24 protein-coding genes and 1 pseudogene are annotated in these 24,529 nt (G+C 58.6%); 12 read left to right on the forward strand and 13 right to left on the reverse strand.

All coding sequences use genetic code 11. The features are described from left to right. The first annotated feature begins 215 nt into the window (after positions 1-215). The 8 genes from ACZK4Z_RS10695 to ACZK4Z_RS10730 all read left to right on the forward strand — a co-directional run bounded on the left by ACZK4Z_RS10695 (position 216) and on the right by ACZK4Z_RS10730 (position 5,036). Complete coding sequence (locus ACZK4Z_RS10695) at positions 216-428, forward strand: hypothetical protein (protein ID WP_182267814.1); 213 nt, start codon at positions 216-218, stop codon at positions 426-428. After that, the gene (locus tag ACZK4Z_RS10700; protein WP_478451527.1) at positions 428-1,273 is read left to right on the forward strand and encodes a rolling circle replication-associated protein; all 846 of its coding nucleotides are present in this window, start codon (positions 428-430) and stop codon (positions 1,271-1,273) included. Before ACZK4Z_RS10695 ends, ACZK4Z_RS10700 begins: the two co-directional genes overlap by 1 nt. Positions 1,274-1,275: 2 nt before the next feature. Further along, positions 1,276-1,599 (forward strand): single-stranded DNA-binding protein, encoded by a 324-nt coding sequence (locus ACZK4Z_RS10705; protein WP_182267816.1) that lies wholly within the window; start codon positions 1,276-1,278, stop codon positions 1,597-1,599. A 5-nt stretch (positions 1,600-1,604) separates the two neighbouring features. Further along, positions 1,605-1,823 (forward strand): hypothetical protein, encoded by a 219-nt coding sequence (locus tag ACZK4Z_RS10710; protein WP_182267817.1) that lies wholly within the window; start codon positions 1,605-1,607, stop codon positions 1,821-1,823. A gap of 23 nt (positions 1,824-1,846) precedes the next feature. Continuing rightward, complete coding sequence (locus ACZK4Z_RS10715; RefSeq protein ID WP_313411720.1) at positions 1,847-2,104, forward strand: hypothetical protein; 258 nt, start codon at positions 1,847-1,849, stop codon at positions 2,102-2,104. 160 nt (positions 2,105-2,264) lie between these two features. Continuing rightward, entirely contained in the window at positions 2,265-3,620 is a 1,356-nt protein-coding gene (locus ACZK4Z_RS10720) for a hypothetical protein (protein WP_478451528.1), read from the forward strand. Next, entirely contained in the window at positions 3,620-3,901 is a 282-nt protein-coding gene (locus tag ACZK4Z_RS10725) for a DUF2523 family protein (protein ID WP_182267820.1), read from the forward strand. The genes ACZK4Z_RS10720 and ACZK4Z_RS10725 overlap by 1 nt, the downstream gene beginning before the upstream one ends. Positions 3,902-3,911: 10 nt before the next feature. Beyond that, complete coding sequence (locus ACZK4Z_RS10730; protein WP_182267821.1) at positions 3,912-5,036, forward strand: zonular occludens toxin domain-containing protein; 1,125 nt, start codon at positions 3,912-3,914, stop codon at positions 5,034-5,036. Here the strand turns inward: ACZK4Z_RS10730 and ACZK4Z_RS10735 are convergent. From ACZK4Z_RS10735 to ACZK4Z_RS10780, 10 genes and pseudogenes are all read right to left on the reverse strand, one after another. Continuing rightward, entirely contained in the window at positions 4,971-5,282 is a 312-nt protein-coding gene (locus tag ACZK4Z_RS10735) for a DUF3653 domain-containing protein (RefSeq protein WP_182267822.1), read from the reverse strand. The two genes, ACZK4Z_RS10730 and ACZK4Z_RS10735, sit on opposite strands and share 66 nt — an antisense overlap. A gap of 661 nt (positions 5,283-5,943) precedes the next feature. Beyond that, positions 5,944-6,669: a DUF6602 domain-containing protein gene (locus tag ACZK4Z_RS10740; protein WP_026070607.1), complete on the reverse strand. Its 726-nt coding sequence runs from the start codon at positions 6,667-6,669 to the stop codon at positions 5,944-5,946. 135 nt (positions 6,670-6,804) lie between these two features. Then, complete coding sequence (locus tag ACZK4Z_RS10745) at positions 6,805-7,737, reverse strand: AAA family ATPase (RefSeq protein ID WP_017355006.1); 933 nt, start codon at positions 7,735-7,737, stop codon at positions 6,805-6,807. Beyond that, positions 7,737-8,252, reverse strand: a complete 516-nt coding sequence (locus ACZK4Z_RS10750; RefSeq protein ID WP_026070608.1) for an HORMA-1 domain-containing protein — start codon at positions 8,250-8,252, stop codon at positions 7,737-7,739. The genes ACZK4Z_RS10745 and ACZK4Z_RS10750 overlap by 1 nt, the downstream gene beginning before the upstream one ends. A gap of 7 nt (positions 8,253-8,259) precedes the next feature. Next, positions 8,260-9,225 (reverse strand): CBASS oligonucleotide cyclase, encoded by a 966-nt coding sequence (locus ACZK4Z_RS10755; RefSeq protein WP_026070609.1) that lies wholly within the window; start codon positions 9,223-9,225, stop codon positions 8,260-8,262. A 215-nt stretch (positions 9,226-9,440) separates the two neighbouring features. After that, positions 9,441-9,649, reverse strand: a pseudogene (locus ACZK4Z_RS10760) (integrase); the annotation flags it as partial. A gap of 1,717 nt (positions 9,650-11,366) precedes the next feature. Then, complete coding sequence (locus ACZK4Z_RS10765; RefSeq protein ID WP_332840906.1) at positions 11,367-12,371, reverse strand: ATP-binding protein; 1,005 nt, start codon at positions 12,369-12,371, stop codon at positions 11,367-11,369. Next, on the reverse strand, positions 12,371-14,221 hold the full coding sequence (locus ACZK4Z_RS10770) for a hypothetical protein (protein WP_049399271.1): 1,851 nt from the start codon (positions 14,219-14,221) through the stop codon (positions 12,371-12,373). Before ACZK4Z_RS10770 ends, ACZK4Z_RS10765 begins: the two co-directional genes overlap by 1 nt. Next, positions 14,218-14,961: a hypothetical protein gene (locus ACZK4Z_RS10775; RefSeq protein WP_017354507.1), complete on the reverse strand. Its 744-nt coding sequence runs from the start codon at positions 14,959-14,961 to the stop codon at positions 14,218-14,220. The genes ACZK4Z_RS10770 and ACZK4Z_RS10775 overlap by 4 nt, the downstream gene beginning before the upstream one ends. Positions 14,962-15,491: 530 nt before the next feature. Next, positions 15,492-15,731: a hypothetical protein gene (locus tag ACZK4Z_RS10780; protein ID WP_049399270.1), complete on the reverse strand. Its 240-nt coding sequence runs from the start codon at positions 15,729-15,731 to the stop codon at positions 15,492-15,494. Between the two features lie 329 nt (positions 15,732-16,060). Between ACZK4Z_RS10780 and ACZK4Z_RS10785 the strand changes: the two genes are divergently transcribed. Next, positions 16,061-17,038: a hypothetical protein gene (locus ACZK4Z_RS10785; protein ID WP_146027644.1), complete on the forward strand. Its 978-nt coding sequence runs from the start codon at positions 16,061-16,063 to the stop codon at positions 17,036-17,038. A 432-nt stretch (positions 17,039-17,470) separates the two neighbouring features. Here the strand turns inward: ACZK4Z_RS10785 and ACZK4Z_RS10790 are convergent, their stop codons facing one another. Next, positions 17,471-17,716: a helix-turn-helix domain-containing protein gene (locus tag ACZK4Z_RS10790; RefSeq protein ID WP_017354505.1), complete on the reverse strand. Its 246-nt coding sequence runs from the start codon at positions 17,714-17,716 to the stop codon at positions 17,471-17,473. Between the two features lie 95 nt (positions 17,717-17,811). Between ACZK4Z_RS10790 and ACZK4Z_RS10795 the strand changes: the two genes are divergently transcribed. The 3 genes from ACZK4Z_RS10795 (at position 17,812) to ACZK4Z_RS10805 (ending at position 19,798) form a co-directional block, all read left to right on the forward strand. Beyond that, complete coding sequence (locus ACZK4Z_RS10795) at positions 17,812-18,612, forward strand: hypothetical protein (RefSeq protein WP_017354504.1); 801 nt, start codon at positions 17,812-17,814, stop codon at positions 18,610-18,612. A gap of 95 nt (positions 18,613-18,707) precedes the next feature. Further along, positions 18,708-19,142, forward strand: a complete 435-nt coding sequence (locus ACZK4Z_RS10800; RefSeq protein ID WP_017354503.1) for an NIF family HAD-type phosphatase — start codon at positions 18,708-18,710, stop codon at positions 19,140-19,142. Positions 19,143-19,348: 206 nt separating this feature from the next. Next, positions 19,349-19,798, forward strand: a complete 450-nt coding sequence (locus ACZK4Z_RS10805) for a phosphatase domain-containing protein (protein ID WP_017354502.1) — start codon at positions 19,349-19,351, stop codon at positions 19,796-19,798. A gap of 2,286 nt (positions 19,799-22,084) precedes the next feature. On the opposite strand, the gene cydB is transcribed toward ACZK4Z_RS10805, so the two are convergent. Continuing rightward, positions 22,085-23,098: a cytochrome d ubiquinol oxidase subunit II gene (gene cydB, locus ACZK4Z_RS10810; RefSeq protein ID WP_017354501.1), complete on the reverse strand. Its 1,014-nt coding sequence runs from the start codon at positions 23,096-23,098 to the stop codon at positions 22,085-22,087. A gap of 11 nt (positions 23,099-23,109) precedes the next feature. Beyond that, entirely contained in the window at positions 23,110-24,498 is a 1,389-nt protein-coding gene (locus ACZK4Z_RS10815; RefSeq protein WP_017354500.1) for a cytochrome ubiquinol oxidase subunit I, read from the reverse strand. Positions 24,499-24,529 lie beyond the last annotated feature (31 nt).

The raw sequence follows: 24,529 nt of genomic DNA on the forward strand, positions 1-24,529 counted from the left end.
GACGCCTCCGCAGCCATGAACGAAAATCCTCTTCTCACGCTGTTCAAAGGTCTTTTGCTCCTCGCCGCTGTAGCGGCTCTCTACGTCGTCTTGTGCGTCGTAGCGCCTGAGTTGGCTATGGGCTTGTTCGCCCTGGCTGTCATCACCGCACCGTGGTGGTATGGCGCTGTGCGCCGGGCAGGTCGCTAATGGCCTCTCTCCGTAAAGCCATCCCCATGCTGGCCGCAGCCCTTGTGTACTACTCCCTGCTGTTTGCGGCGATCACCGGTTACGTCTGGTTGATGCTTGGCGGCGAAAGCGTCTACGACGCTCTTATCGCAGCCATAAAGCTGCTTTCCGGCTTCGTTGTGGCGCTTCTCGCGGCTGGGTCCTTCAACGCTGCTTGGCGTCGCTATGTCAGCAAGCCTTCTGACGGGCAGGGGGGCTAATGGAAATCACGACGGCCTCAATGAAGCAAGCGCGTCTGTCCAAGCTGGCGAAAGGTGTCAAAGCATCTGCGCTCGCAATCGATCACAAGTTCCGTGATGCGTTCGGCTCACCGATTCTCCGGCAGGGCGGAAAGACGGGTGTGTACGCCCGCAACAGTCCCTATCGCGTCGCATTGATCACGCTCACGTATCGGCGTGATGGTCAGTGGGACCCCGGCCACATATCCGCCCTGATTAAGCACTACCGCGAGTGGTTCCGTCGCAATGCGAAGGGCCAGGACGTGCCCGAATTCCACTACGTGTGGGTGATGGAACTGACTGAGATTGGCCGACCGCACTACCACATCGTGGCGTGGTTCCCGAAGGGCGTCACGCCTCCGTTGCCTGATCAGCAGGGTTGGTGGCCGCATGGCTCCACCAATGCTGTGTTTGCCAAGTCGCCTGTCGGCTACATCACCAAGTACGCCAGCAAGGCCGAATCGAAGTCCGGCCATCACCTGCCCAAGGGTGCGCGTCTTTGGGGTTTTGGTGGTCTGAAGATGGTGGAGCGTGCGCCTGTAGCTTTTGCCACTGCACCGCGTTGGCTGAAGGGCGTGATTCATCACGAAAGCCATCCCAAGAAGCGGCACATCAGCATCACCGAGAAAACCAAGTTTGGTGCATCGATCACTACCAAGGTTTCTGCATGGGTTCTCACGGCTGGCCTGTCTGCAGGCTGGGCCTTTTTCTCGCCGTTCGATTACGACGGCTTCACTGGTACCGGTATCGCCCTACGCCATCGGGGGCATATCGAAGTCCTTACCCCTGATGGCGATCAATTCCACATACAGCACAGGAGTCATTGAGCATGAACGTTCGTATCGAAATCGTTTCGACCTCGGTCAACACCATCGAAGGCGTGTCCAAGTCCAGCGGCAAGCCCTACAAGATGCACAAGCAGGAGGCGTACCTGCACAACGGCCACCACTACCCGGACCGCTTCGACGTTGCACCCGTTGAGGTTGAGGGCAAGCCGGTTCCCTACGAACCGGGTTTCTACACGCTGGCGCCGGGTTCCATTGGCGTGAACCGCGAGTACGGCAACCTTGAAATCAACCGTTACGAAATGAAGTTGCTGCGCATTGAGGATGCCCAGGCCAAGCCTGCTGCCTCTGCGAAGGCTGGAGCCTAAACCTCATGGCCGGTACTGAGTTGGTAGCGACCAAGTACGCGGCCTGTGCCGAGTTCGATCCCAGCAGCGGGCAGTGCACCACCGTTGTATGGGTCGACGCACCGTCGCCGATTCCACCACTTACAGCTGAGCAAGGTGCTGCCCTCGGTGGGGCCACCATCATCGTGTGGGTGGGTGTCATCGCGGCTGTGCTGATTCGCAAGGGTGCACGCCTTGAACGTTAGTCAACCATCACAGGAGTTTTGCAATGAACAAGAACATCACCATCGCTCGCCCGTCGATCAAGGGCCGTTTCAAGTCCGCCGCTTCGAAGGTTACCGGCGTTGTCGTCGGTTCGCTGGTCTCAGCGTCTGCGTTCGCGCAGGCTGCCGATCTGCCCGCCAGCGTCGACGGCGCTGCGGAGTACATGACCACCAAGGGTGGTATTGCCATCGCCGTGTGCGTGGCGATCACGCTGATCACCCTGGGCATCACTGCAGCCAAGCTGCCGCGTAAGGGCACCTAATCGGTGCTTCCTTGGGGGCCACTTCGGTGGCCCCTTTTCATTTCGTGATTGGGGGTTGCTATGGAACTGTTGGATCACCCGTATATGGGGTACTTCGTTTACGTCTGCATGGTCGGCGGGATGTGGCTCGGCTCTCAGCTCGGGGGTGATTGAGATGGCCGTGTACAGGCATCTTTCAATGCCGTTTGCCTCTCTCGGACTCAGCCTCACTCTTGCTGCGCTCGCGTCCTTCGTTCCGGTTGCGCATGCATCCGGTGGGAAGTACCCGACGCAAGGTGAGGCCTATACCGCGTGCATGGCCGACGGCAAGAACGGCCCTTCGGCATGGCAGCCGATGCGTTGCAACGAAAACCTCTACAACGGCGGTGGAGGGTCCTACAACGCATGGGACCGCTCGGGGCGTGACGTGGGTTGGCCGTCTTACTGGTGGTCGGCGGGTAGTGATTGCATAAAGCAGCCGGAAGAGACCGGATGGAAGCCTGATCAGGAGTTCGTTTGCCACAAAGGCTGCAAGTACAAGGGCTACAAAGACCCCGCGCTGGGCAGCTTCTACTCCACGTTCGATATGGCGAATTCAAAGGGCCTTGGCGTGTGCACCAGCACCGATGCGCCACCGCCTGAGCCTAAGCCTGATCCGGGCACCGATCCGGGTGGCGGTGATGGGGGAGGGGATGGTGGTGGCGATGGCGGCGGTGATGGCGGGGGAGACGGCGGTGGTGATGGTGGTGGTGACGGCGGCGGTGATGGTGGTGGCGGTGATGGTGGTGGCCCTGATCCATGTCCTGCCGGTTCTACGGGTCCTGACGGTAAGCCTTGCCCGGGCGACGGCGGCGGCACTGATCCCGGTGGCGGCTCCAATCCCGGCAACGGCAGCGGTACCGGCAGCGGTAGTGGCACTTGTGCTGCACCACCTGTTTGTAGCGGTGACCAAATCCAGTGTGCACAGCTATTTCAGCAGTGGCGGGCTGGGTGCCAGGCTGAGGGCTTGGGCGGCAAGATCACGGGCAACCCGAGTGATTGCAAAGCCACGTACAAGTGCGAAGGCAACGCGGTCGCCTGCGCTCAAGTTGATGTCATGCGGCAGCAGTTGTGCGGCGCCGGGCAGGGGGACGGTGACGGCACACTGACCGGCGACGGCACTTGTGCGCAACAGTTCGTTTGTACCGGTGGTGATCCCGTTGCGTGCGCAGAGTTAAAGCAAGTGCACATGCTGCGTTGTGCCGTAGAAAAGCTGACAAAGGAAGGCAATGGTGACGACGACTATGGCGAGACTCTGGAGGCTACCGACTACGTCGGCGTCAGCGAAAAGGGCCTTGGCGTTGACGGACTCGACGCCGATGGTTGGCTCGGTGGCGGTTCTTGTCCCGCATTGAACAATTCCGTTCTCTCGCAGATGGGGGTGCAGGGTCTTGATGCACTGTGCGATGGCGCTGCAATTCTTGGCATGTACGTTCTGTTCCTTGGTTGGCTGCACGCCTCTGTAATTCTTGGTCGTTCTCTCACTGGAGGTGGCTAATGTGGGGTCCTCTACTTGCCGGGCTTTCCCGGCTTTTCAGTACGCGAGTAGGGCAATGGATTCTTTCTGCGCTCGCTTTCTTGGGTCTTAACTTCGTTGCCCAGGAGTTCGCCGTTACGCCGTTGTTGGATCAGATCAAGGGCTCCATCAATGGCGCGCCCGGCGACATTCTTGCGTGGGTGGGCTTCCTCAATGTGGACAAGTACGTCACGTTGATCCTCTCCGCCTATGCCACCGCTGCAGCTGCAGGCGCGCTGAAAATGCGCATGAAGAAGAAGTAGGGGGTAGGGCATGCTTCACCTGATCACAGGCCAGAATGGCGCTGGGAAGTCCTTGCGCGCCATCCAGCTGATGTACAAGCGCCATGGCGATGGCATGGAGGTCTACGCTTTCGGCTTCCGTGGGCTGAAAGCCCCCTTCGTCAAGCCGTTCGCAGATCCGCGCAAGTGGCGTGATCTGCCGTCGAATGCGGTTCTGTTTGTCGATGAGGCGCAGCAGGTTTGGCGTACGCGCAGTGGTGGGCGGCCAGTGCCGCCTGAGGTGCTTGATCTCGAGACACACCGGCATCAAGGCATAGACATTTACCTGATCACACAGAGTCCCATGTACCTGGACTCGCACCTGCGGCCACTGATCTCATCCCATGAACACCTGATCAGTTACGACAAGGGATCTGCGCGACTGTTCCGCTTCACTGAGTGCTATGAAGACGTCAAGTCATCCGCACTGCGCAGCAAGGCACAGTTCGAGGTATGGAAGTATCCAGTAGAGCATTACGCCGACTACGACTCCGCTGAGGTGCACACTGCGAAGGCCAAGATTCCTTGGCGTCAGCGCATTGCGAAGCTGTTTTTCGTGCTGGCGGCGCTGCTGATCATTGGCAGCATCGCGTGGTTGGTGTGGGGTCCTGAAATGCCTGAGTCAAAGGCGGCACCTGCAGCTGCACAGCCCAAGCCTGCCAGTTCGTGGCTCTCGGGCAGCGTGGGTGGCCTTGGTGGTCTCGGCAAGGCTCCAGATCGGCGATACGCCAATGCCCAGGAATACATCCAAGCGCACACCCCGCGTGTTTCGCAGATGCCGTGGTCAATGCCGGCATTGGATGGGCGTGAGGTCAAGGCTGAGCCACGCCTCTACTGCATGTCGTCTGGCGAAGGTATAGACCGCACGTGCACGTGCCTCACGGAGCAAGGCACCAAGTGGCAGATCCGCATCGACCAGTGTGTGCAGATGGCCCGCTGGGGCCCGGCCTACAACCCGTACAAGGAGGCGCCTCAGGTAGCGTCCACGGCTCGGCAGGACTTGCAGGAGGTCCGCCACGATGGCCGACGTGGGAATGGCCCTCAGGAGCCCTCAGGCGTCGCCATTAGTGCCGACGGCACCTTTGAACGCGCGAAGGCTTATCCGACGAACTGGTAGCTCTTTGGGGCGGTCTATGACGGTGGCCAGGTCGATCACGTTGGCGGCTTCGAACTGCAGCTTCTTGCGCGGCTTGCTGCCGGGGCGTCTGGCCTCCATCATTCGCCGCCATTCCTGTGCTTGGGCGGCGGTCAGTGCCAGCCACGCGAGATCTTCGGGCAATAGCTCCCGGCCTTCAGGTGTGACCAGTCGGCCGCCCTTAAACGAAAAACCGGCCCAAGGGCCGGTCAGTTTCCGATCACGCATTGATCAGGCTCCATGTGTTGCACGCGCAAAACTATGATTCTGTATCTCATTGATTAATCAATGGATCGATGCGGTGTTGCACCACAATCGCGCGCGCGCCAATGCTGTGTAGTTGGACATTGCACAACGCTAGTGCATGAATTTGGTGCGGCGCCAATGCACGGCTTCTAATTTGAGGCAAAGCCAATGGAGCGGCTGTGCCCGGCGGCGTAGTTCAAACGAGCGTAATCAATGCTGTGGGGACTGGAATGCTCTTGTCCGGCAGGCTATCGATGATTGTGGCCGAGCCGCTCTCGCAGCAGTCGAGGTGGCCATTGGAGGTTGCGAACCTCTTCCTTTAGGTCGGCCCCGCCACGTGGTCGAGGTGGGGCTCGGACTCGGACTCGGAGGAAGGGATAGTCGCGGCATCGCTAGAGATTCAGCCAGCCTCGCGCTGGCCCGCTGACGCTGATTGTGCACAAGCTAATCGCGCGACGCCCCAAGTTGAAACATCCGTGCTCCGGGCCGGAAGGCAGCGACCTCACTCGGTGCACCTCGAGCTGGGCACGAAGCGCGTGAAGCCTAGAGGCGTCTCCCTCAGGCAAGCTTCCTCGCTAAACAGCGCGGAGTACCCGGGCAGGCATGCCTCATGTCGCGCCCAACAGCTGCCATGACCAAGCCATCACTTCGTCAGCCACTGGCCGTAAGCCTCAACATCAATCATCGGTACGGTCCCACTGAACTGAAGTTGGGCGATGAGTTTGAAGAGGAACGCCGTCGCGGGCTTGTTCTCATTCACAAAGAGATAGCGATCCTTGGAATGGTCAAAGAAGAAGTGACCATGCGCAGCAACGCAGCCAAGGTCCAAGCGCCCGTCGCCGGGATTGGCGGTCAGTGCCCTTTCCAGGGAGGGCCCAAGCGCTGGACTCCAGTCACTTTCAAAGGTCAGCAGCCCGCCAAGAATTGGCATCAAGGCCTTTGGCGGATAGACCCCACCCGCGTGCGGGATTGGCAGGCTAGTGCGCTGCAACTGTCGAACGCTTGCCACCTTCTGCTGGGCGTACGCCACCAGCTCTGCATTCGCTGTCTGCTTGGCTTCGAACACCGCATAGACGCTCTCGGCAGGAACAATGATTTCACCCTCGTAGGTGAAAATAAACGGTGAATACTGCCGATCGAAAATCACCACATCAATCTGCTGGCTGAAATTTCCTTGACTATCCACCACGTGTGCCTTCGCAGCTTGATAGCGCTTTGGTAGGTAGGTATCCAGCAAGCTGATCCACACGTTCTCACTGGCATCCCCCTTGGACCCTGGGTGATTGAACGTCTTCCGGACAGTGGCAAGGCGCAGCTGAACATCCTCATGCAATGAAGAAAGCAGCTGTGAAAGTGACCATTGGGACATCTTGGGACCTCCATACACTCAGCAGCAGGCGCTTGCCTGGTCAACAATGTGAAATAGCAGCGACTGGGGTGGGGCAGCCAGCTGTGCCACACGAAACAGTGTCAGCGGCGCCCCGGCGCGTGCTGGGAAGGCATCTCAGCCATGATCCTGAAACGCCGGCGTTGGCTGCATTGGGCGAGCAATCTCAAGCGCGCGTTTGCTCTCAATCGATCGGTCTGGATAAGCATCTAGTACGATCGAGGGGATCAACCGCTGTGTGATGTCAGAGTAGGTGAAGCCGACCTCTTGTCCATCCTTCGCTCCAGTGGCCTCTACCAGCCCTTCGATCTGCACGGAGGATAGACCCAGCGGTCGCAACTGGTGTTCCAGGACGTAGCGTCGCTGAGCTGAATCAGGACGGTTGAAGGTCAAAATGTCAGCGGCGCGACGGCGTACGGCCGGATCCAGCGCGTTGAGGCGATTGGTGCACATGATCACGGCGGCGGGCACCTTCGTCTGCGCCAGACGATCGATACCCCTGATGAAGGCATTGACCCCTGCTCGATCCTCATGGTGCATCTGCGCCGATTCCCGAGACTGGGTCAGCGCATCGGCCTCATCCACCAGCAAGATGACCCCTCCGGTGCTTTTTCCGCGACCTTGCAATTTGGTCGCTTCTGCCAGCGCGTAGTCGAACGCTGTGGTGAGTAGCTGGGTCATCTCGCCAACCTGTCCCTTGCCTCGGGTGGCCAGGCTGAGCGGGAACAAGGTGATATCAATCTTCTCCTGTCGCGCCACGGCATCACCGATAGTCTCTGCCAATTCGGTTTTGCCAGAGCCGACGTCACCGGAAAGAATGACCAAAGGAGGTCGGCGCAGTACGGAATCAAGCAGCGTTGCGGCACCTGGGTGATGGCGCTTGGCCCACAATTCCAGGCCAGCTGGGTGGACTAGCAGGCCGAGAATCTTCGACAAGCGAGCCTTCTGATCGTCCACGCCAATCAGCCGATCCAACCGGGTGCGGGCGTCGATGTCCGGATAGATGCGACGTTGATCAAACAACTCGTCAAGGGTTGGCTTTGAGTGCATTAGTAGCTCCTGACACTGAGGCGGTCGAGTGCCTTGCCACCCGCAGAGTAGCTGCGGTCAGACACCAGGCTTCCGCTGATACCAGGCTCGGCTGCCCCGGTACGCTGAAATGGAAGCGACTTTTCAAATGACTCCCGCTGAGGAGCCGACAGCGTGAACCAGGCAGAGGAATACGTCAGGTAGTTGTAGAAGCTCGCCCCGGATACATCTGCGCCTGGGCGGAGCTTGCCGGGATCGTCATCGATTCCGGACATGCCTGCAAGATCTTTTGCGGTGTAGCGCAGTGTGGGCTCGATCCAGTTATCACCCCGCTTGAAACCGTAGGTGACTGTGTCCAGATAGCCGGCCTTCAACAATTCAACCACTTCGGTCTCATAAGCGGCGATTCTGTCATCGCTGGGCGCCCCATAGAAGCGCTGCATACGCTTGAGGTCGGCGGCCAATTTCGCTGCCATGTGGCGGGCATGAGTGATCGTAAAGGTGCTGGTGCTTGATTGTGTGTAGCTGCCAGTCATAGGGCCCTCACGCTTGGAAGGAAGAGCCGAAGACCTTTTGCCAGTAGCGCACGGTCTCCTGCTTGGTCGGTGCAGCCAGTGCCGCATCAATCGCGTCGCCGGCATCCAATGCCGCCTCGACAATGGCATCGACCTGCGCGTGACCGTACAATTTGGCCACGTTGTTCTTCTCGTTCACCGGATCAATGATCTGCATAGGCTCGGAGAAGGCGGCGATAATGGCGGTAGGGTAGTAATCCTGGAATGCGATTTGTTCGCGAAGGCCGCTCTGCGCCACGTAGGTGAAGAAGTGCTGGAGCGCTTCGGGGTAGTTGGAGAAATCACGCCCCTCATCGCACAGCTTTGCCAGGATCATCTCGATCATGAAGGACTTGAAACGAAAGCCGGGAACTTCCGTCTTCATGCGCCTTGCCCAGAACTTGACCAAGCGCACCACCTGCACAAAATCCGAAGGCTGCAATTGTTTACGCCGCTTGGCAAACTCTAGGTGCCGGGGAATGCTGGTTCTCAAGAACGAGCCATCATCCTGACTGACTAGGTTGCCATACCAGTCAGGATCGCCGTCATAGAGGATCGGCACCACGTCCACATCCAGCCCAGAACCTTGGAACGAGACTGTTACGGAGTAAGTCTGGGGCTTGACTTGTTCGGGCTTGAAATTTGGATAAGCCTTTCGAAGCCGCTCTGCCAAGTACTCCAGCAGCCTCCCAATGTCCTTGGGGGCGTCTGCCCCACTGATGTAACAGGCCACGTCAATGTCGTTGAGCGACCGCAATGCGGTGCCTTTTGCCAGACTTCCCGAAAGGATCATCTTTCGAAGGGTGAAATCCGGGTGCTGCCCTAGGTAGGTCTCCAGACGCTCTCTCAGTCCACGCGCCTGCGCGCGTAGCTCATTGGCTTTATCGCGTGGCAGATTGACCCGATCGTCGGCAAAATTGACAAGCTCCCTATGGCCTACGTGCTGCGTTCCCATGCATCGATCTCCAAGCCGGGCGCGTGCCGACCGGCGGATAGGTGAGGTGGTACTGCGACTTCCCCGCTGCCAACTTGCCGGCTCGTTGTCGCAGGAACTGCGACTCTTCCCCGATCACGGGCCGGAAAGCTGATAGCTCCCGATCAACATTGGGATGGCTTTCACAGTTTCAAGGGCGTGGGTGGGTGCCGGGACGCGGCGCGCCTGGGACGGGCTCAATCCGCGTCGAGCAGCCGTGCGGCCGGGTTGTGCTGGGCGCCGCCCTGCTGGAAGTAGCCAGCCGCGCTGGCCACCGAGCGGTGATCGGTATTCGCCATCAGGGCGGGCAGCGCCAAGCCTTGGTGCGCCCCTTCGGTGATGAAGCCCGAGCGCAGGTTGTGTCCGCCGAAGTCCCCTCCAGGCCGGCGAGTGCGGCGCGGTGCTGGATGACCACGGCGGTGGTGTGGGGCGCCTATCGCCAAGTCAACCCGGGTGCCCGCACGCGGCAGGACAGCGCGTCATCGGTGATCCTAGCGGTGGGCAGTATCCGCAACTGACTGGCGCACAACGGCAGATGGTGCGCGAGGAGTACATGCGGGGCACCTAAGGTCTTCGGTTTGGGGTGGAAGTCCCGCTGGTCCAGTACGTCATTCAGGCCTATCGCGCGGCGCCGAACCCTCAGCGTCATCTTGCTCCTGACTATCTACTGATGGTAGACCAGCCAGAGTCTCTGCCCGATGGCGCCATCTGGCATTGACTGGTGCATCAGCATCACGGATTGAAGGCGCCTGGCCCTGGCGTGGATTCGATTGCTGTTGTTGGCAAATGCTACGAATAAATGGGTGCCGCCCATTTCCAGGTGCAAACAGGCGGCTTCTCTATCTCGGCAGCTGAGTTGTGCGTCAGAAGTTTAGGGTGGGGCGATCGATGCCTTTGCTTAGGGTTGCGTTATCCGAACGCCACGCGCAATTCGTGTGGATGGCTCGTATCCAAAAGCGCAATGGGACTGGGCGATCTATAACGCTCCGGAAGCGCGCTCAAGTTGCCCTCATGCTCCGAGAGGAGGATGCCGTCCGCGTAGCCCTGGGCGAGCACCGCTAGTCTCACTCGTAGTCCCAATCCCGAGTTGCTCACCCGCTGCGGGCTGGAATGGCTGAATTTGCCCAGGAGCTCATCTACGAAGTTCAAATAGTTGGGGTGAATCACTCGATAGCGCCCGCCTGGCCTGGTCGCGGCGTAGCTGCTCCATCCATCCGGAGCCGGTTGATCCCGAGCTCCGGCGACTCGCTCGCCTTGAGGGCTAAAGGCCTGATCTGATCGACCTCGTCGGGAACCTCTGGCTGCATTCTGGTCAATGTAACGGAGGATTGGGCCTGAGTCGTCCTCAGAGCCCGTATGGTTTGCACGTAGTGCTGTATCTGCGCCTGCTGGTGGTGATTGTTGATCTGGGTGTGTCGTGAGCCTGTACCTTTTAGCGTTGCAGACCCTCCTGGCCTGGCGTAGCGCCAGGCCAGGAGGAAGGTCCACAAGGCTGGAAATCCTGCTGGGATCAACGTGTACCCCTGGAGTTACGATCAGCCGACTTGTACGCCTTTGCTCCGCACACCAGTTGAGGTAGGCCTGTAGATACGCCGTGGCATTGGGGTGGGGGTGTCTCTGCAAGGCGGAAGCCGACTCATTCATAAGGTCAAAGCCGCACGCACAGGTGAGCAACTTCGTGGGCGTGCCAGCGACTGTCACCGGAAATCCATTGCATCGTGGGCAACTCTGGCGCAGGCGAACGCCATGCCAGGGACACGTGGAAATCCAGGGCAGCTGATGCAGTGTGGTGTGATACCCGAGTCTGATGCAAGGAAGGCAGTACCTCAACCTGAGATGGGAGGGCAGTCTCGGGTCGTCCGTCATGAACGGATACCACGCCGCCAAGTCCCACTCGGGCGGAGTCTCGATCCCAAGGGTTGTAGAGAGTGCCTCTTGTTGTACTTGCGAGGTCGTCAGGCTCAAGAGCAGGTTGATGTTTCTGTTTGGCTTGATTCCGAGGAGTTGTGAGTACTCCGTGACCCGCCTGGCCTGGTTCAGTCGCGATAGCCTCGCGACGCAGCCAAAAGCCGATTGGTATGGAACAAGTCGGAGGTTGCCGCCGACCAGCTGAGCGCCGCTCCTCATTTGCCTACGGCCCTATTTCTTGAGCTTTCGAAGCCGGCGTATGCGCTGCGCAGGAGAGCTTCATCAATGTGCTGGGTAGTAAGCCCTTCGAAATCGTTGCGCCCAGCAGCGATCTTGGTGAGTAGGTGGTAGACAAACTGGTTGAAGGAGGCCATGAGCCAATCCTTGGGAACGGGATAGTTGCCTTGATTGGCAAGGTTCTCAATTCGTTCGCGTATCGCTTCGGTCTCCTTCTCAAGGCGCCAGCCAACGCTGTAAGCATAGGGTGCGAATGCTTCGGTGTAGGTCTTTCCTCCCTCGTCCGGCCACCTCATAACTTGGTCAAGCTGGCGAAATGCCAAGGCGACATCACATGCGTCCTGCACGTCAGCGTCCTCCGTCGGGATGTCCCAGAGAAGCCCGGTAAAAGGATGGCTGTCGACAAAGAATCGGCCATACAGATGTGGCGGCGCCAGCTGACTAAGATCGTCTGCGCCTCCAATCACGCTGTTGCTCTGGTGGATGAAGAGAAAGAACGGTTGCACTGATGATCCGAGGAAGTGGTTCTGAAGCTTTGCAAGGTGGGCGTAGTCCTTGAGCGTGAGCTGCTCAGCCGTATCGATCGCAATCACGACCACGTCGGCCGATGCTCTAGCGGCTTCCTGCTCAATTGCCCGGATGATCCTGAGGAGGAGATCCTGTGGGCTGGCTACGGTTGTTGCCCTCATGCCCAGTCCAAGGATGACCTCGCGGAAGAAGTTGCCTTCGCTAGGGGTAGTCGGTTTTCCGACGACCATCCGGAGGAATCCAATAGGAAATGGTCGCCAAGAAGTGGTGGTTTCAAGTATTCGCGTGGCAGTTGACTTCCCACACCGGCCATCGCCAATGATCCTCAGGCTCGGCCGCCCATACTCCAGGCACGTGGCGAATCCAGATGCCATTCGCAGTAAGGGGAGAGTCTGGATATTGGGGCGATGTCGCGCGTGCATTGGGTGGTTCTCAAGGCTCGCCGGGGCCTTCATCAGCGGAGCCTCGTGTTGAACGTGGCCCTGCGGATTCCCATCAGTGGAGAGCCTTGCCCCTGACTGTTGGTCGTGGAAGGTGGCTTGGGCACATCGCCAGCTGCCATGAGCGAGGCGCTGTCCCTGACGCCAGCGGCCGCCGATCGGACGGCTGCGTGATAGGCCTCAATGTTGTCGGCTAAACAGTAGTTACCGGGCTCCCGTGACGCGTCGCTCTTCGCCCAGCGTGCCGCGCGCTTCCTGATCGACAGCGTGTGGGCCACGCTCGCATATGGGGCGAGAGCGTGAAGTGTGAGTACACGCTTACCGCCTCTCCAGAGGGTCAGCTTGCGAATGTCTCGCCAGTCTTCGTAGGTTGCGTCAAATGACTGCCCAATCAGGTGCCACTGTCCAGACAGTGTTGGTGACCTGTACCTAGCGTGGTCGAGATAGACGAGGGGAGGTACACCACTCCTTCTGGAGCCTCTGATGGTCACCTTCATCCGCCTAACGGTCATGTTTCTCACGTCATCTTCGGTGCCAGGTGCATGCCACACCCACTCCCCAGATGCCAGATGCTCATCAATGATTCGCTTGGGCGACCTGGGTTCGCGAGTGGACCGGCTCGTCACATTGTGCGAGGTAACATAGGTGTCAATGAGGTCTTTCAAGACCTCCAGGAGAATGGGGTGGTCTTTCCCGTCAAGCTTTGTAGTGACTTGACGCTCATTCACTTGCGTTGCGGGAGCAAAGCCGCCGGCGATGTGGCGCAGCAGGCCATTCTCAATCTTCTTGAATAGAGCCTCGATGTAGGGGCGACCTTCGCCCATCCCGGATCGTCCAAAGTGCAGGATTCCCTTGTGATGATCAATGAGATTTCGGACTGTCATCTTGGCGTGATGGGATGAGTCGTTGTCCATTGCGATCATTGCGCTTCTCATCACTACCTCATCCACTAGGTAGATCGACGGCATCCATGCACTAGTCGAGTAGCTCAAGTTCGACGTGCTCAGATCCCTTGGTTGCCAGGGGCTCATGATCTTCGCGAACAGGCTGACTACATCGTGTTGCTCGTACTTCCGGCCAAGCACCATTTCCCAACCAAGGATGGCGCCACTCCCGACATCAACAACTGCCAGTAGCCAGATCCGACTAATCTTCTCTAGCCGGAATGAGCCGTCCGCCATCGGCATGGCCAGCCATGCGTCGATGTCGACGGAATGCTCGTCGTACTCAACTCGATCAAATGGCCGAATGCTGAGTAGGTTCTCGATTCGGGTGGAAGTAGGCTCATCCGCAGCCAAGAGCATCTCATTTTCGCTCTTTGTGCCTCGGATGCGCTTTATGAGGGAGGTCAGTGCTCGTCTTCCCTTGTCACGGATGTTGAGCGGATACATGGCCTGAAAGCCCTTCCCAGTCAGCACCTTCACGAACTGGGAATGCAGCCTGTCGAACGCGGGGCTCCTTTTGGACTGTGTTGGCAAGGCGCCCTTGAATCTTGCGACTGCATCGCCGAGTTCGGGGATCGCTTGCAGGACAGCATCTATGGCGAACGGATGTGAACTATCGGGGACGACCGAGTTGTTGCGATCTGACACGCTGAATCGCGCATAGGGAATGCAGGCTCGGTATCCGACTCGATGACCGCTCTCGTCGAAGAGCAGTGCGGTCCGGATCATTCGAGAGAGGGTATTTCGCGGCACGCCCCATCGAAGGGCTGCGTCGACCAAGGTTGCCCCATCAAGGACGCTGGTGAGTGCTGACAGGCGGGCTTGAAATTCCGACTGTTGATCAGCTGGAAGTACGATCCCATTTGGCCTTGGAGTTGCCCGGATCGACTCGAGGTCGACGGCATTGAACTTGGAACTCATGGGTCGGCCCTCCAGATCCTTGATCGCCCCGTCATTCGAGGAAATGCATCGGTCGCCAGAAATCCGACGTGAAGCAACTCAGCCACGACCCCCTGAATGTGAGTTCGAGGGTGGTGCCTGAGCTCATGGATGAGTTCATCTGCACTGATGCTGCCGCTTCGCTCGATGGTCGCGGCGATTTCCTGTCGCAACGCCAGGCTGCTCCCCAGATCCTTGGCTGACTGGCAGAACCCGAGCAGTTGGTAGCAGAGCTCATTCCTGCCGCCGGGCGCCTTGAGTTCGTCCTCCGTGATTAGCCACAAAGAGATGCCTGCATCCTTGGCTGCTGAACGAAGCCGGTCCAGCTCGCGAGGACGACGCTTGCCATCCACGCCGGGTACTGTCTGCGAATTCGGAATGACGTTTGCATAGATCTCCTGGCCTCCGCGCCTCTGAAACCAGAAATGGAGTTCCATGCTGTCAAGTCCTACCGGGATGGACCGAGGCCTCTCGGTCACGGCCGCCACTGATGGATCAAACTCCAATTGCAGTCGAAGCGCGAGTTGCAGGGGGCCGTGTACGGTAACCGTCCGGTTCTCTTTCGGGCTAAAGAAGGTGAAGATGTCCCCCCTCTTGATCTGGCCAGCGGTTAGTTCACGGGGGGCCAGCGGTCGATCCTTCCCATTGTGGAGCGGGTCGGAGGCGCGTGCAGACGCTACGCCTTGGAACGGGCTCACGGGATTGGTCGCGTGGTTGCTCATGCTGCCTCCTTGTGGATGACTGCAGTTCGCATGGTCGAGGAGTGGCGCTGCGCAATCGCGATTGAGGGATGACTCAATGCATGGTCAGCTGAGTGTTGGATCTTCATCGATCGACTTCCCGGTTGGCCTCGGAGAATGAGGCTCGGTACTGGCGGCAATGGCCAGCAGGGTCATTGGGGATTTCGGGCATGGGGTGCCGTGCCGATTGCCATACGATGGCAGTCGGAGCGCGCAGATGCCCGCTCAAGCAGCTTTGCCGCTTGACACGAAGTCGGAATTGCGGGAGCCTACATACGTTATCGTAGAGCTTCACCCCCTCTCGCTCCGGCGAGGCTATCGCCCCCGTTGCTGCGGGGGCGATTTCATTTCCGGGGTCGGAGATTTGATGAACTGGGGGGCTAAATGCCTCCTTTGAAGCTGGAGTTTTGGCGTCAAGCCGTTCAGGGGCGCACTGTGCGCCTAGGTGAGTTTCAGCAGATCAGAAGTGGTGCGGGCCTTTTGGCTTCGGCCTCAGCTCGCGTGCTCAGGAATTACAGCGAGTTCAGCCACTCAGCGACATCTCGCGTTTTGGCGAACAACCCCCGCCGACCTGGCAGCGGAAAGGTGCGAACCGGCAAAAGTTCACGCTGGACGGCTCGGCCGAAGGTGCGGCCGTTTGGAAAGCCAAGGTTCCGCTGGAGGTCGCTGCCGCCCATGAGCTCCCCATGCCGCTCTAGCAGCTCGCGACTGAGTTCGGTGGAGACTGCTGCTTCTGGATTCTGGATAGGCATGACGCAACTCCTAGCTACCGTTGGACCCCATCATGCACAATTGCAGCCAGTTCTAGGGGATTCTTTAGTCCCGCTTCAGAAGATCCATAAGTATGCCTCGTGGCAAGATTCCAACAGACGTGGCGCTGGTCGTCCGCAATAGCGTGTGGGCCTGCGTTGTGCGAAGGCTGCATGGCGATCGACTGACCTGGGATGATCTTGATCAGTTGCTCTTGCCTAGAGTTGGGCTCGATATACACGCGCAAGCGGCCAACGGTCGTCCCCGATCCTTCTACCGGTTCTTCAGCAAGGGGCATCATCCAGGGAAGCTACGCGGTCCTGGTGGATACTTGATTGACTCGGTGCATGGGGATCCAGCGTTCGCGGCTGCAAAGGAGGCCTTCGAGCATCCGATCTGGATGATCTGCAGCACAGAGGCTCCCACTGCGGAGCAATTGCGGGGCGTACGTCGATCACTAATGGAGCGTCTTGGGCTACTGATGCCGTCCATCACCGAACGCCTGGTGGCTTCTCATCACAATCTCCCTGGCCTCAGCAGCTATGCGCCAAGTCGGGTAGATGCCTTGGAGTCCATGTTCAACGTGGCCGAAGGTGGCTCCTTGGACGCGATAGGCCTGTGTGCGTGTAACTATCTGTTAGCTATAGACAGCGGTAGGCTCGAGACTGCAGTAGATGTCCGGGATGCACTACGCTGGGCAATTATTCGTTTTTGTGCTGTTTGGGGATTGCGCCCCGACGCATGCACGGCAATCCAGCTGTTGATGGAGCAGCGGGTGGTCAGGCTTCGTAGGGGATCGCTGTTGCCAAAGGATGTTGGGTTTCCACTTGGCAATACGGATTCCAGCGCGTTTAGTAGCAATTCGGCGAAGGGGGTATTCTTCGCAGATGACTATCCGTGCATGCTTCCGGTGACTCCTCGCACAGGTGGGGTGGATACATTCTTCGCCCGGTTTCACTCGCACTATCTTGCTTTCGTGAATGATCTGACAAGGCAAGGAGCATTCGCGCAGCTGGCTGGGACTGAGCTCGGCGGATCTTTGCCGACTCAAGATGCAATTGACGACCTGTTTCTTGGGCTGCTGGACGTGCCGGAGGATGTTTGTCACGGCGAGGTTGCAACTCTCAAGCAGTTTGCGCCAATCAGTCCGGTAGCGGCATGCGTGGCGGAAGTCCTGCCCACTTCTAGCATCGGAAGCTCGCCTTACACCCGCATCAAGCCTCTGGGCGCAGTGCTTCTGAAGTTCATGCGTTCTGTCGACATGCTGGTTGACGTTGAGCATCCGCATCCCATGGTTGATGAGCCGTGAGATGCGCCTCCAGGATCTTTCGTTACCTTGAAGTGGCGTCAACAAGGGAGAGGTATCAACGCTAGCCGCGCGGTGGAGGTCACTGTTCTTGCGGGGAGATGCGCATGCTGGTTCTGCAATGCATGCCGAGCCTTTTAAGCTATGGTCAGTACGAAGAGGTCGCCCCAAAGGGATTTCCTTGAAGCGCTGAACCTCTTATTGCGAAGGAATCGTCAGTCAAGCGCGCCGACAGGGCTTATGAATGCTTTCCCTTCTAGCTCGGATGGTGCGCTGGAGGCCACCACTTGACCAGCCAGTCCTGTGTAGCCAGAACTGGCAAGAAGCCATTTGCTCAAAGTGGTCGCATGCTCGTTGAGCGGGATAGTGGGGTGGGCACTAGGCGTGAGCCTAGTGGTACGCATCTGAAGAAGACTGAGCCTTAGCTCAGTAAAGTCAGTCTTTGAGTCGCTTCTCAAAGTCGGCAATGAGCTTGCCCAGGGATAGGCCTGTCAGGCGCGCTATGTCCCTAAGCTCCACGACGTCAACCCTGCGCTTCCCTGTCTCAACATCGCTAATGAACGACTGGCTGCGCCCCAGCTTGCTGGACACTTGTACTTGGGTAAGGCCAGCAGCCAAGCGCGCGTCTCTGACGGTCTCAATCAGGGCGGCGTATTCCTTGCGATGGATTGTCTTGGCCACGGCCGCACCCTGGTTGAGCGGCTTCAGAAGCTATATCCAGTTCTCCGATATCTAAAAACCAGATATCCTGTGCTTCTCATTGACAGGGGAAGGGCATGATCAAAGAACAACGTCGACGCGACGCAGCTGGCTGGGGCAGGCAGGGCTTGCTGCTTGCTCTGACGGTCCTAGTTGCCGCCTGCAGCGGTCCAGTAGACAGGAAGTTGGTCACTGACGGCACGCAGGAGCAATACAGAGCGTCGATTGACGCAATTGACGCCGAGCTGAGTGCCCATGAGCGGGATGCCTTCAACTGGGCCGTTGCCGGCCTTGATCTGGCTGAGCTGAACAAGGCCTACCCGAATGCATCTATAAGACAGGTGGTTAGGGGGCACATCAAGCAGATTAGGGATGCCCATCCAAAAGAAATTCTTGCTCTGCAGGAGCAGGCCAACGCGCAGCGGCCGACGATCACCGAACTAGAAAGAGTGCGTGCGAGTGGCGCAACGTTACGGATCGAGGACAGCTTCTTTGGCCCGAAGCCGGTCATTGAGGCGCGAATTGCGAATAGCTCAACTTTGGCGCTCAGCCAGGCCAGCTGGGCGGCGACGCTCTACATCAATGGCGAAGCTCAGCCCACGGCAAAGTCGCGGGTGCACAGCGACTTCCGATCGATTGATGGCCTCAAGCCGAGCCGCGGCGTCACGGCGCGCTTCAATGTTGGCTTCGTAAAAGGTGATGATGCGTGGTCGACACTGGCAATTCGACAAGCGTCTTCAACGCGAGTCGAGCTCGAACTAATTCCTCAGACGGCTTTGGACTTCAATGACAAGCCCTACATAGCTGCCAACTATAGGGAAAAGATCCAGTCTCTGGAGAATCAGCTTAAGCAAGCCGAGAAGTTCTCAGATATCTGACTCATTGGCGTTCCGCAACTGCGTCCGATGACCAAGCGCAGCGCGGAACGCTCCAGATCCAAGTGTCCAACTGCTGATGAGGATCCTAGCGCTCAATGCGACCGACCATCCTTGCTCTCGATCTCGAGGGGACGCTGATCTCAAATGCTGTCAGCCAGATTCCACGCCCAGGGCTTTATCAGTTCCTTGAGGTCGCTCATGAACTCTTCGAGCATCTGGTCATCTACACCACGGTCCCTGAGGCAGCTTTCCGCAGGATTTCGCGGCTGCTGGTCGAGGAAGGGAGCGCGCCAGGCTGGTTCGCTGAGTTGCCATATACATTCTGGGGAGGGGCAACGAAGGACCTCCGGTATGTGTCTCCGATCCTGGGTGCAGCGCTGTTGCTGGACGATCACGCGGACTACATCCATCCGGGGCAGGAGCGCTATTGGATTGAGGTCTCTTTGTTCGGCGCTCCATATGACGCGGATGACGCCGGCCTGGAAGTGGCCCTTGAGATGCTGAAGGAACGATTGGTTGTTCCGTTGTAGTTGGTGTGCTTAGTGAGTGGGTTGGCGGGTGCAGCTCTTCCAGCCAGCAGCGCCGGTTGCTGCATAGGAATGGGCTGTCGTTCAGGAGATCCGACATGATTCGAACAAGTTTGACCCACCCTTTAGCTATCGCGGAACTCCCGGTTGGCGAAAGGGGAGGGGCAATTGGTGTGACCTTCGCGCCAGGTAAGTACCAAGAAGTTGCGATGACGGGGGCATGGGCGAGAGACATCGATGTGGATGTCTCTGTGATTCAGTGTTGGGGAGCCAGCCACCTGATCACGCTACTCGAGCCGTGGGAGTTCAGTGAGTTGCGGATCGAGTGCTTGCCTCAAGTGGTTGAAGGGCAGGGCATCTCATGGCATGGCCTTCCAATCACGGATGGCGCAGCACCTGACCAGAGGTTGCTCGAACGATGGCCAGTACTGGGGTCAATGCTCGTTCGGAGTTTGCATTCGGGCCTGCGCATTGTGGTCCACTGCAAGGGTGGGCTGGGGCGAGCCGGCACTGTCGCAGCGATGCTTCTACTGCAGTCAGGGGCTGAGCGAACAGCGCAGGCTGCCATTGGCTCGGTGCGACGTGTCAGGCCGGGTGCCATCGAGACCGCTGTCCAGGAGGATTTCCTGCAGCAATGGGCACAGGGACTGCGCTCGTAGTTGCCCTTCCAGATCAAACGCGTGGCGAGCTCATCAGTCGTTCAAGGCCAGCCCTGGCTATTGGCGCCACCGATACCTACGCGATCTAGTCGACCGCTGACACCGGATTCGCTGGGTCGCGCGCCCACTAGTGGACGCGGCGCGGAGAGTATCCGCTAAAGCCTCCAGTCGCTACTTGGCTGCAGCCAGTACTGTCTGCCCAGAGGGATAAACGTCTCCATTGCCACGTCCAAGATCAACGGCTGACGCCAGCCATGGCCTGGCACGAAGCAAAAGTCAGTCGGGCCAAGTGCTCCCGATTGAACTCGGCTAACGAGCCAAGTGCATCTCCTGCTGATCTCTCGATCAAGTACCCGACGGGCGGCCTCCTCGTCCAGATCAGCTTTCAGGAACTCCGACGCAACGTTGCGCATGCCGGCCCACAGTACATACCTCTTGCGTCCCAAGCTCAGTGCATTCCACTCCGGGAGCTGGGTCGATCTCAGGCCATTGCCCAGCGTGGGAGATAGCCGATACTTGCGTAGCAGGTTGGCCAGGTATGCACGGGCTTCGCTCTCTGCGAGCGAGGTTCCCAAGGTCCGTTTGGCAGTGGACGGGCATTCGGCAGCCCATCGGGTAAGCGTACTGGTCAACCTGGCCTCCAGACTCACGTCCTGACGTGACCAAGCGGCCTGATAGGTCCATGCCAGAGGCTCATACAAGGACCTCGCCCCGGAATTGGGGGCTGCGATGGGAATGCGCTGCAGTACGCGAAGTGAGGCAAGCGTATCGAGTGCGGCTGAGGCCAAGCCCTCGGCGGCAACAGGCCCGCTTACGGTCCTTGAGCGCTCCAGTGCGCACCAGGCGCAGGCTAAGAACGGGCCGATTGAACGAACGAAATCGTCCAACTCTGGCCAATGCGAAATGAGGGTCGGTTGGGTGACAACATAGGCCACTTGTCTCTCAGATCGCTCGCCTAGCTCACCAGCATAGCAGCGAGGCGAGTCCGCGTCTATCTGATCTTCAGATATCGCCACACTGCTGTCCGTGGCTGCGCTGGAGTTGTGAGTGAAAGTCCCGTCGCTTCCTCCAGCGGTGTTCTAGGTTCTTTGGGGAGCCGTGCTATGCCGAGGAGCGCGAGTAGGCCATTGAGCATGGACGAATCAGTGGTTCAAGTTCCATGTCGCGCGGCCGATACAGCCCTGTCCAGACTCCTGGCGGGTCGTCCCGGCCACGAATCCAGTCGATGGCATCCCGTTTGCCCAGGAGCTCCGGAGCGACGTTCTAAGTACCCTGCCATGTACTCAATTCAGAAGATCATCGACCTGCTGCTGCTATTGGGCGTTCCTTCGCTGCTCTTCATTGGCGCTTACGTTCTGCGCCGCCCCAAAAGAGAGCTCAGTTGGGAGCCGGTGCTGGATCAGCGAGTTCATTGCTGGAAATGGTGCGCCTATGGCTTCATTTTTCTCTTGTATGTTCCCGGGACGACGTTGTATCGAACGTTGATTCCTACGGGTTGTGATGGACTTGTTTGCGTCCAGTTCTTCACCGCGAGTGGATACCGTATCGCCCCGAGCGAACTTCATGTTGTTCTCGTCGCAACTGCCGTTTTCGCGGGGTACTTCTTTGCGCGTGTTCGAGCTTCGTACTCACCGATTCCTACCAGGGCCCGGGGCTACGTCCTGAAGGTTGCCTATCATGGCAAGGGGGAGTACTCGCCACACTTGGAGATAGCCCGCCAAGTTCGCCGGCGTCAGCTCAGAGCGGAGCTTGCTGAAAGGCGTAGGCTTGAGCGGGAGGGCTTCCACCTATGGTTAAGATCCGTACGGCCGTGGGTTTGCACGTTGGCCAGAGGCTCTACTGTTGAGCTACTTAGCCCCATGCTGTCGGGAAGGGACCCACTCACTCTTGTCAGGTGGCTATCTCGTAGCGGCCCCATACATGATGTAGTCCTTCTTTCTAGGCGACTTCGTTGGTGTGAGGCGTTCTTCTACCACCTCACCGTGAATCATCGACTTTCCTTCAAGTCAGTTCGATCCGAAGGCATACGATTCAGGGTCGGCTGAAGGCCCCACTCATCACATCCTGTGTGTCTTAGGGCGATACACGATTCTGGGAGGCCGGGCGTATTGGCTAACTGATTGAGTCAAGTCGAGGGCCAGAGGCGGTGGCATTTGACCTTCGGCTTAGCTGAAGATAGTCCAGTGACATTCAGTTCATGAGTCGGCCGCCACCGAACCCACTCGCCCTTTCCGGGCTTTAGTTGAGCCCATTCTCCACTTCAGGCGAATGGGCGGCATATCACGCTCAATGATAGCTCGTGCTCGCACTCACCTTGCCGCGGAAAACGCGGTATGACCAGGCGGTGTAGCCCAGGATGACAGGAAGCATGACCGCCAAGCCGACCAGGCTGAAGCCAAGCGACGACACTGGCGCTGCTGCATCCCAGATCGTCAATGCCGGGGGGAGCAGGTACGGCCACATGCCGAGTACGAGGCCTAGGTAACCCAGGACAAACAACGACAGGCTCAGTAGGAAAGGGGCAAGATCATGAGTGGGGCGTTTCTCCGCGCGCCACAGCGCCACTGCCACGGCGAGCGTAAGAAGGGGGACGGGGGACAGCCACCAGAAATTCCCGTCACTGAACCAGCGAGTCATTAGTCGCAGATCAAGGAACGGCAGCCAGCTGCTCACGAGCCCCATGGCCACGATCACGGCGACCACCAGGGGGCGGGTCAGGCGCCTGGCAAGTGCGTGGGTTCGCCCCTCGGTCTTCAAGATTAGCCAGGTGCCTCCAAGCAAGGCGTAGCCGGCAACCAAGGCTGCTCCGGTAAGCATGGCAAAGGGGCTGAACCATAGGAATGGCCCGCCAGCGTAGGTGTCACCAGTCATTGGCACGCCTTGCACCACCGTGCCAAGAATCACTCCTTGAGAGAACGCGGCCAGAAGCGAGCCAAGGCCGAAAGCCACGCTCCAAAGCCTCTTGGAGCGATGGGCTTTGAACCTGAACTCAAAGGCGACCCCCCGGAAAACCAATGATACAAGCAGCAGAAGTACTGGAAGGTACAGGGCCGAAAGAAGCGCTGCATAGGCTGTTGGAAACGCTGCTAGCAATCCGGCTCCGCCGAGCACCAGCCAGGTTTCGTTGCCATCCCATATTGGGGCAGCGGTGTTCATCATCACATCGAGCTGCTCTTCATCCTCGGCAAAGGGCGCGAGAATGCCAATACCGAGTACGAAGCCGTCGAGGACGACGTACATCAGGACGCCGAAGCTGATGACGGCGAACCAGGCGATGGGCAACCAGGTCATCGAGTCCATGTCAGCGTTCCTCAGAGAGATTGATCAGCGGCCGAGATAGGCCGTGCAGGTGTGCGATCACCACCCTCTAGCGACGGACTTCCGTCTTGGGCATGTGGGCCATGTCGGAGGATCTTGACCAGATACCAGATGCCCCAACCAAATACGAACGCATATCCAGCGACATAGACCGCGAGTGAGATCGCTGTCATCCAGGCCGTTTGCGGTCCCACGGCATCAGCCGTTCGCAAAACGCCATAGACAATCCAAGGCTGGCGCCCCATCTCGGTGACAAACCAGCCGGCCACCAAAGCAACGAACCCACTTGGAAGCATCCAGTTCCAAGCGCGCAGCAGGGCCCCGGAATCGAACAGCTTACGGCGGGCCAGGGTGAAAGCAGAAAGCCAGGCGAGCAGTAGCATGAGGGTGCCTATCCCAACCATGATCCGGAATGCGAAGAACACAGGCGTGACCGGAGGTCGTTCGCTCGCCGGTACGGATGTCAGCGGTGCGAAGGTTCCATCCATGGAGTGAGTCAGGATGAGGCTGCCAACACGCGGAATCGCGATCTCAAGATCGTTCCGCTCTTCCTTCTCATTTGGTACAGCGAAGACGACCAGCGGAACTCCTTCACCTTCTTGGCCCTGATGCCAGTGAGCCTCTACCGCTGCGATCTTCATCGGCTGGTGCTTGAGGGTGTTCAGACCATGCATGTCACCCACGAAAATCTGAACAGGAACGGTAATGGCCGCAAATATCACAGCCGCCCCAAGCATCTTGCGGCCGGCTTCGACGTGCTCCTTACGCCGCAGGTACCAGGCGCCAACACCACCCACCACGAAGCAGGTTGTTATGAATGACCCTATTGCCATATGGGCCAGTCGATAGGGGAACGATGGATTGAACACAACCTCGAACCAGTCAACCGGATGGACCACTCCGTTGATCATTTCGTAGCCCGCAGGCGTATGCAACCAGCTGTTGGAGGCAAGAATCCAGAACGTTGAAAAGAGCGTTCCAAGTGCGACCATGCATGTGGAAAAGAAGTGCAGGCGTGGTGATACTCGCCCCCAGCCGAACATCATCACTCCGAGGAAACTTGCCTCCAGGAAGAAGGCTGTCAGGACCTCGTAAGTCAGTAGGGGGCCGATTACGGTTCCGGCGATCTGGCTCAAACGAGGCCAGTTTGTGCCGAACTGGAACGCCATGACGATACCGCTTACCACGCCCATGCCGAAGGACACGGCAAAGATCTTCTGCCAGAAGAAGAACAGATCCCGCCACACCGGGTTGCGGGTTCGAAGCCAGCGCCATTCCACGAAACCAAGCCAACTGGCCAAGCCAATGGTGAAGGCAGGGAAGAGCACATGGAAGCTGATGAGAAAGCCGAACTGAATTCGGGAAAGGAGGAGGGCGTCCATAACGATCCCAATAGGGGGTGGGTGGTGGCTA

The organism is Stenotrophomonas sp. 71799_Sma (genome assembly GCF_056482505.1).

What these genes read in the sequence shown, in the direction of transcription:
- ACZK4Z_RS10715 (WP_313411720.1), top strand. Translation starts at nt 1,847, where the DNA reads ATGAACAAGAACATCACCATCGCTCGCCCGTCGATCAAGGGCCGTTTC.
- ACZK4Z_RS10780 (WP_049399270.1), bottom strand. Translation starts at nt 15,731, where the DNA reads ATGCCTATCCAGAATCCAGAAGCAGCAGTCTCCACCGAACTCAGTCGC.
- ACZK4Z_RS10765 (WP_332840906.1), bottom strand. Translation starts at nt 12,371, where the DNA reads ATGAAGGCCCCGGCGAGCCTTGAGAACCACCCAATGCACGCGCGACAT.
- ACZK4Z_RS10770 (WP_049399271.1), bottom strand. Translation starts at nt 14,221, where the DNA reads ATGAGTTCCAAGTTCAATGCCGTCGACCTCGAGTCGATCCGGGCAACT.
- ACZK4Z_RS10710 (WP_182267817.1), top strand. Translation starts at nt 1,605, where the DNA reads ATGGCCGGTACTGAGTTGGTAGCGACCAAGTACGCGGCCTGTGCCGAG.
- ACZK4Z_RS10705 (WP_182267816.1), top strand. Translation starts at nt 1,276, where the DNA reads ATGAACGTTCGTATCGAAATCGTTTCGACCTCGGTCAACACCATCGAA.
- cydB (WP_017354501.1), bottom strand. Translation starts at nt 23,098, where the DNA reads ATGGACTCGATGACCTGGTTGCCCATCGCCTGGTTCGCCGTCATCAGC.
- ACZK4Z_RS10775 (WP_017354507.1), bottom strand. Translation starts at nt 14,961, where the DNA reads ATGAGCAACCACGCGACCAATCCCGTGAGCCCGTTCCAAGGCGTAGCG.
- ACZK4Z_RS10735 (WP_182267822.1), bottom strand. Translation starts at nt 5,282, where the DNA reads ATGCGTGATCGGAAACTGACCGGCCCTTGGGCCGGTTTTTCGTTTAAG.
- ACZK4Z_RS10745 (WP_017355006.1), bottom strand. Translation starts at nt 7,737, where the DNA reads ATGCACTCAAAGCCAACCCTTGACGAGTTGTTTGATCAACGTCGCATC.
- ACZK4Z_RS10800 (WP_017354503.1), top strand. Translation starts at nt 18,708, where the DNA reads ATGCGACCGACCATCCTTGCTCTCGATCTCGAGGGGACGCTGATCTCA.
- ACZK4Z_RS10795 (WP_017354504.1), top strand. Translation starts at nt 17,812, where the DNA reads ATGATCAAAGAACAACGTCGACGCGACGCAGCTGGCTGGGGCAGGCAG.
- ACZK4Z_RS10730 (WP_182267821.1), top strand. Translation starts at nt 3,912, where the DNA reads ATGCTTCACCTGATCACAGGCCAGAATGGCGCTGGGAAGTCCTTGCGC.
- ACZK4Z_RS10805 (WP_017354502.1), top strand. Translation starts at nt 19,349, where the DNA reads ATGACGGGGGCATGGGCGAGAGACATCGATGTGGATGTCTCTGTGATT.
- ACZK4Z_RS10700 (WP_478451527.1), top strand. Translation starts at nt 428, where the DNA reads ATGGAAATCACGACGGCCTCAATGAAGCAAGCGCGTCTGTCCAAGCTG.
- ACZK4Z_RS10755 (WP_026070609.1), bottom strand. Translation starts at nt 9,225, where the DNA reads ATGGGAACGCAGCACGTAGGCCATAGGGAGCTTGTCAATTTTGCCGAC.
- ACZK4Z_RS10740 (WP_026070607.1), bottom strand. Translation starts at nt 6,669, where the DNA reads ATGTCCCAATGGTCACTTTCACAGCTGCTTTCTTCATTGCATGAGGAT.
- ACZK4Z_RS10750 (WP_026070608.1), bottom strand. Translation starts at nt 8,252, where the DNA reads ATGACTGGCAGCTACACACAATCAAGCACCAGCACCTTTACGATCACT.
- ACZK4Z_RS10725 (WP_182267820.1), top strand. Translation starts at nt 3,620, where the DNA reads ATGTGGGGTCCTCTACTTGCCGGGCTTTCCCGGCTTTTCAGTACGCGA.
- ACZK4Z_RS10815 (WP_017354500.1), bottom strand. Translation starts at nt 24,498, where the DNA reads ATGGACGCCCTCCTCCTTTCCCGAATTCAGTTCGGCTTTCTCATCAGC.
- ACZK4Z_RS10695 (WP_182267814.1), top strand. Translation starts at nt 216, where the DNA reads ATGCTGGCCGCAGCCCTTGTGTACTACTCCCTGCTGTTTGCGGCGATC.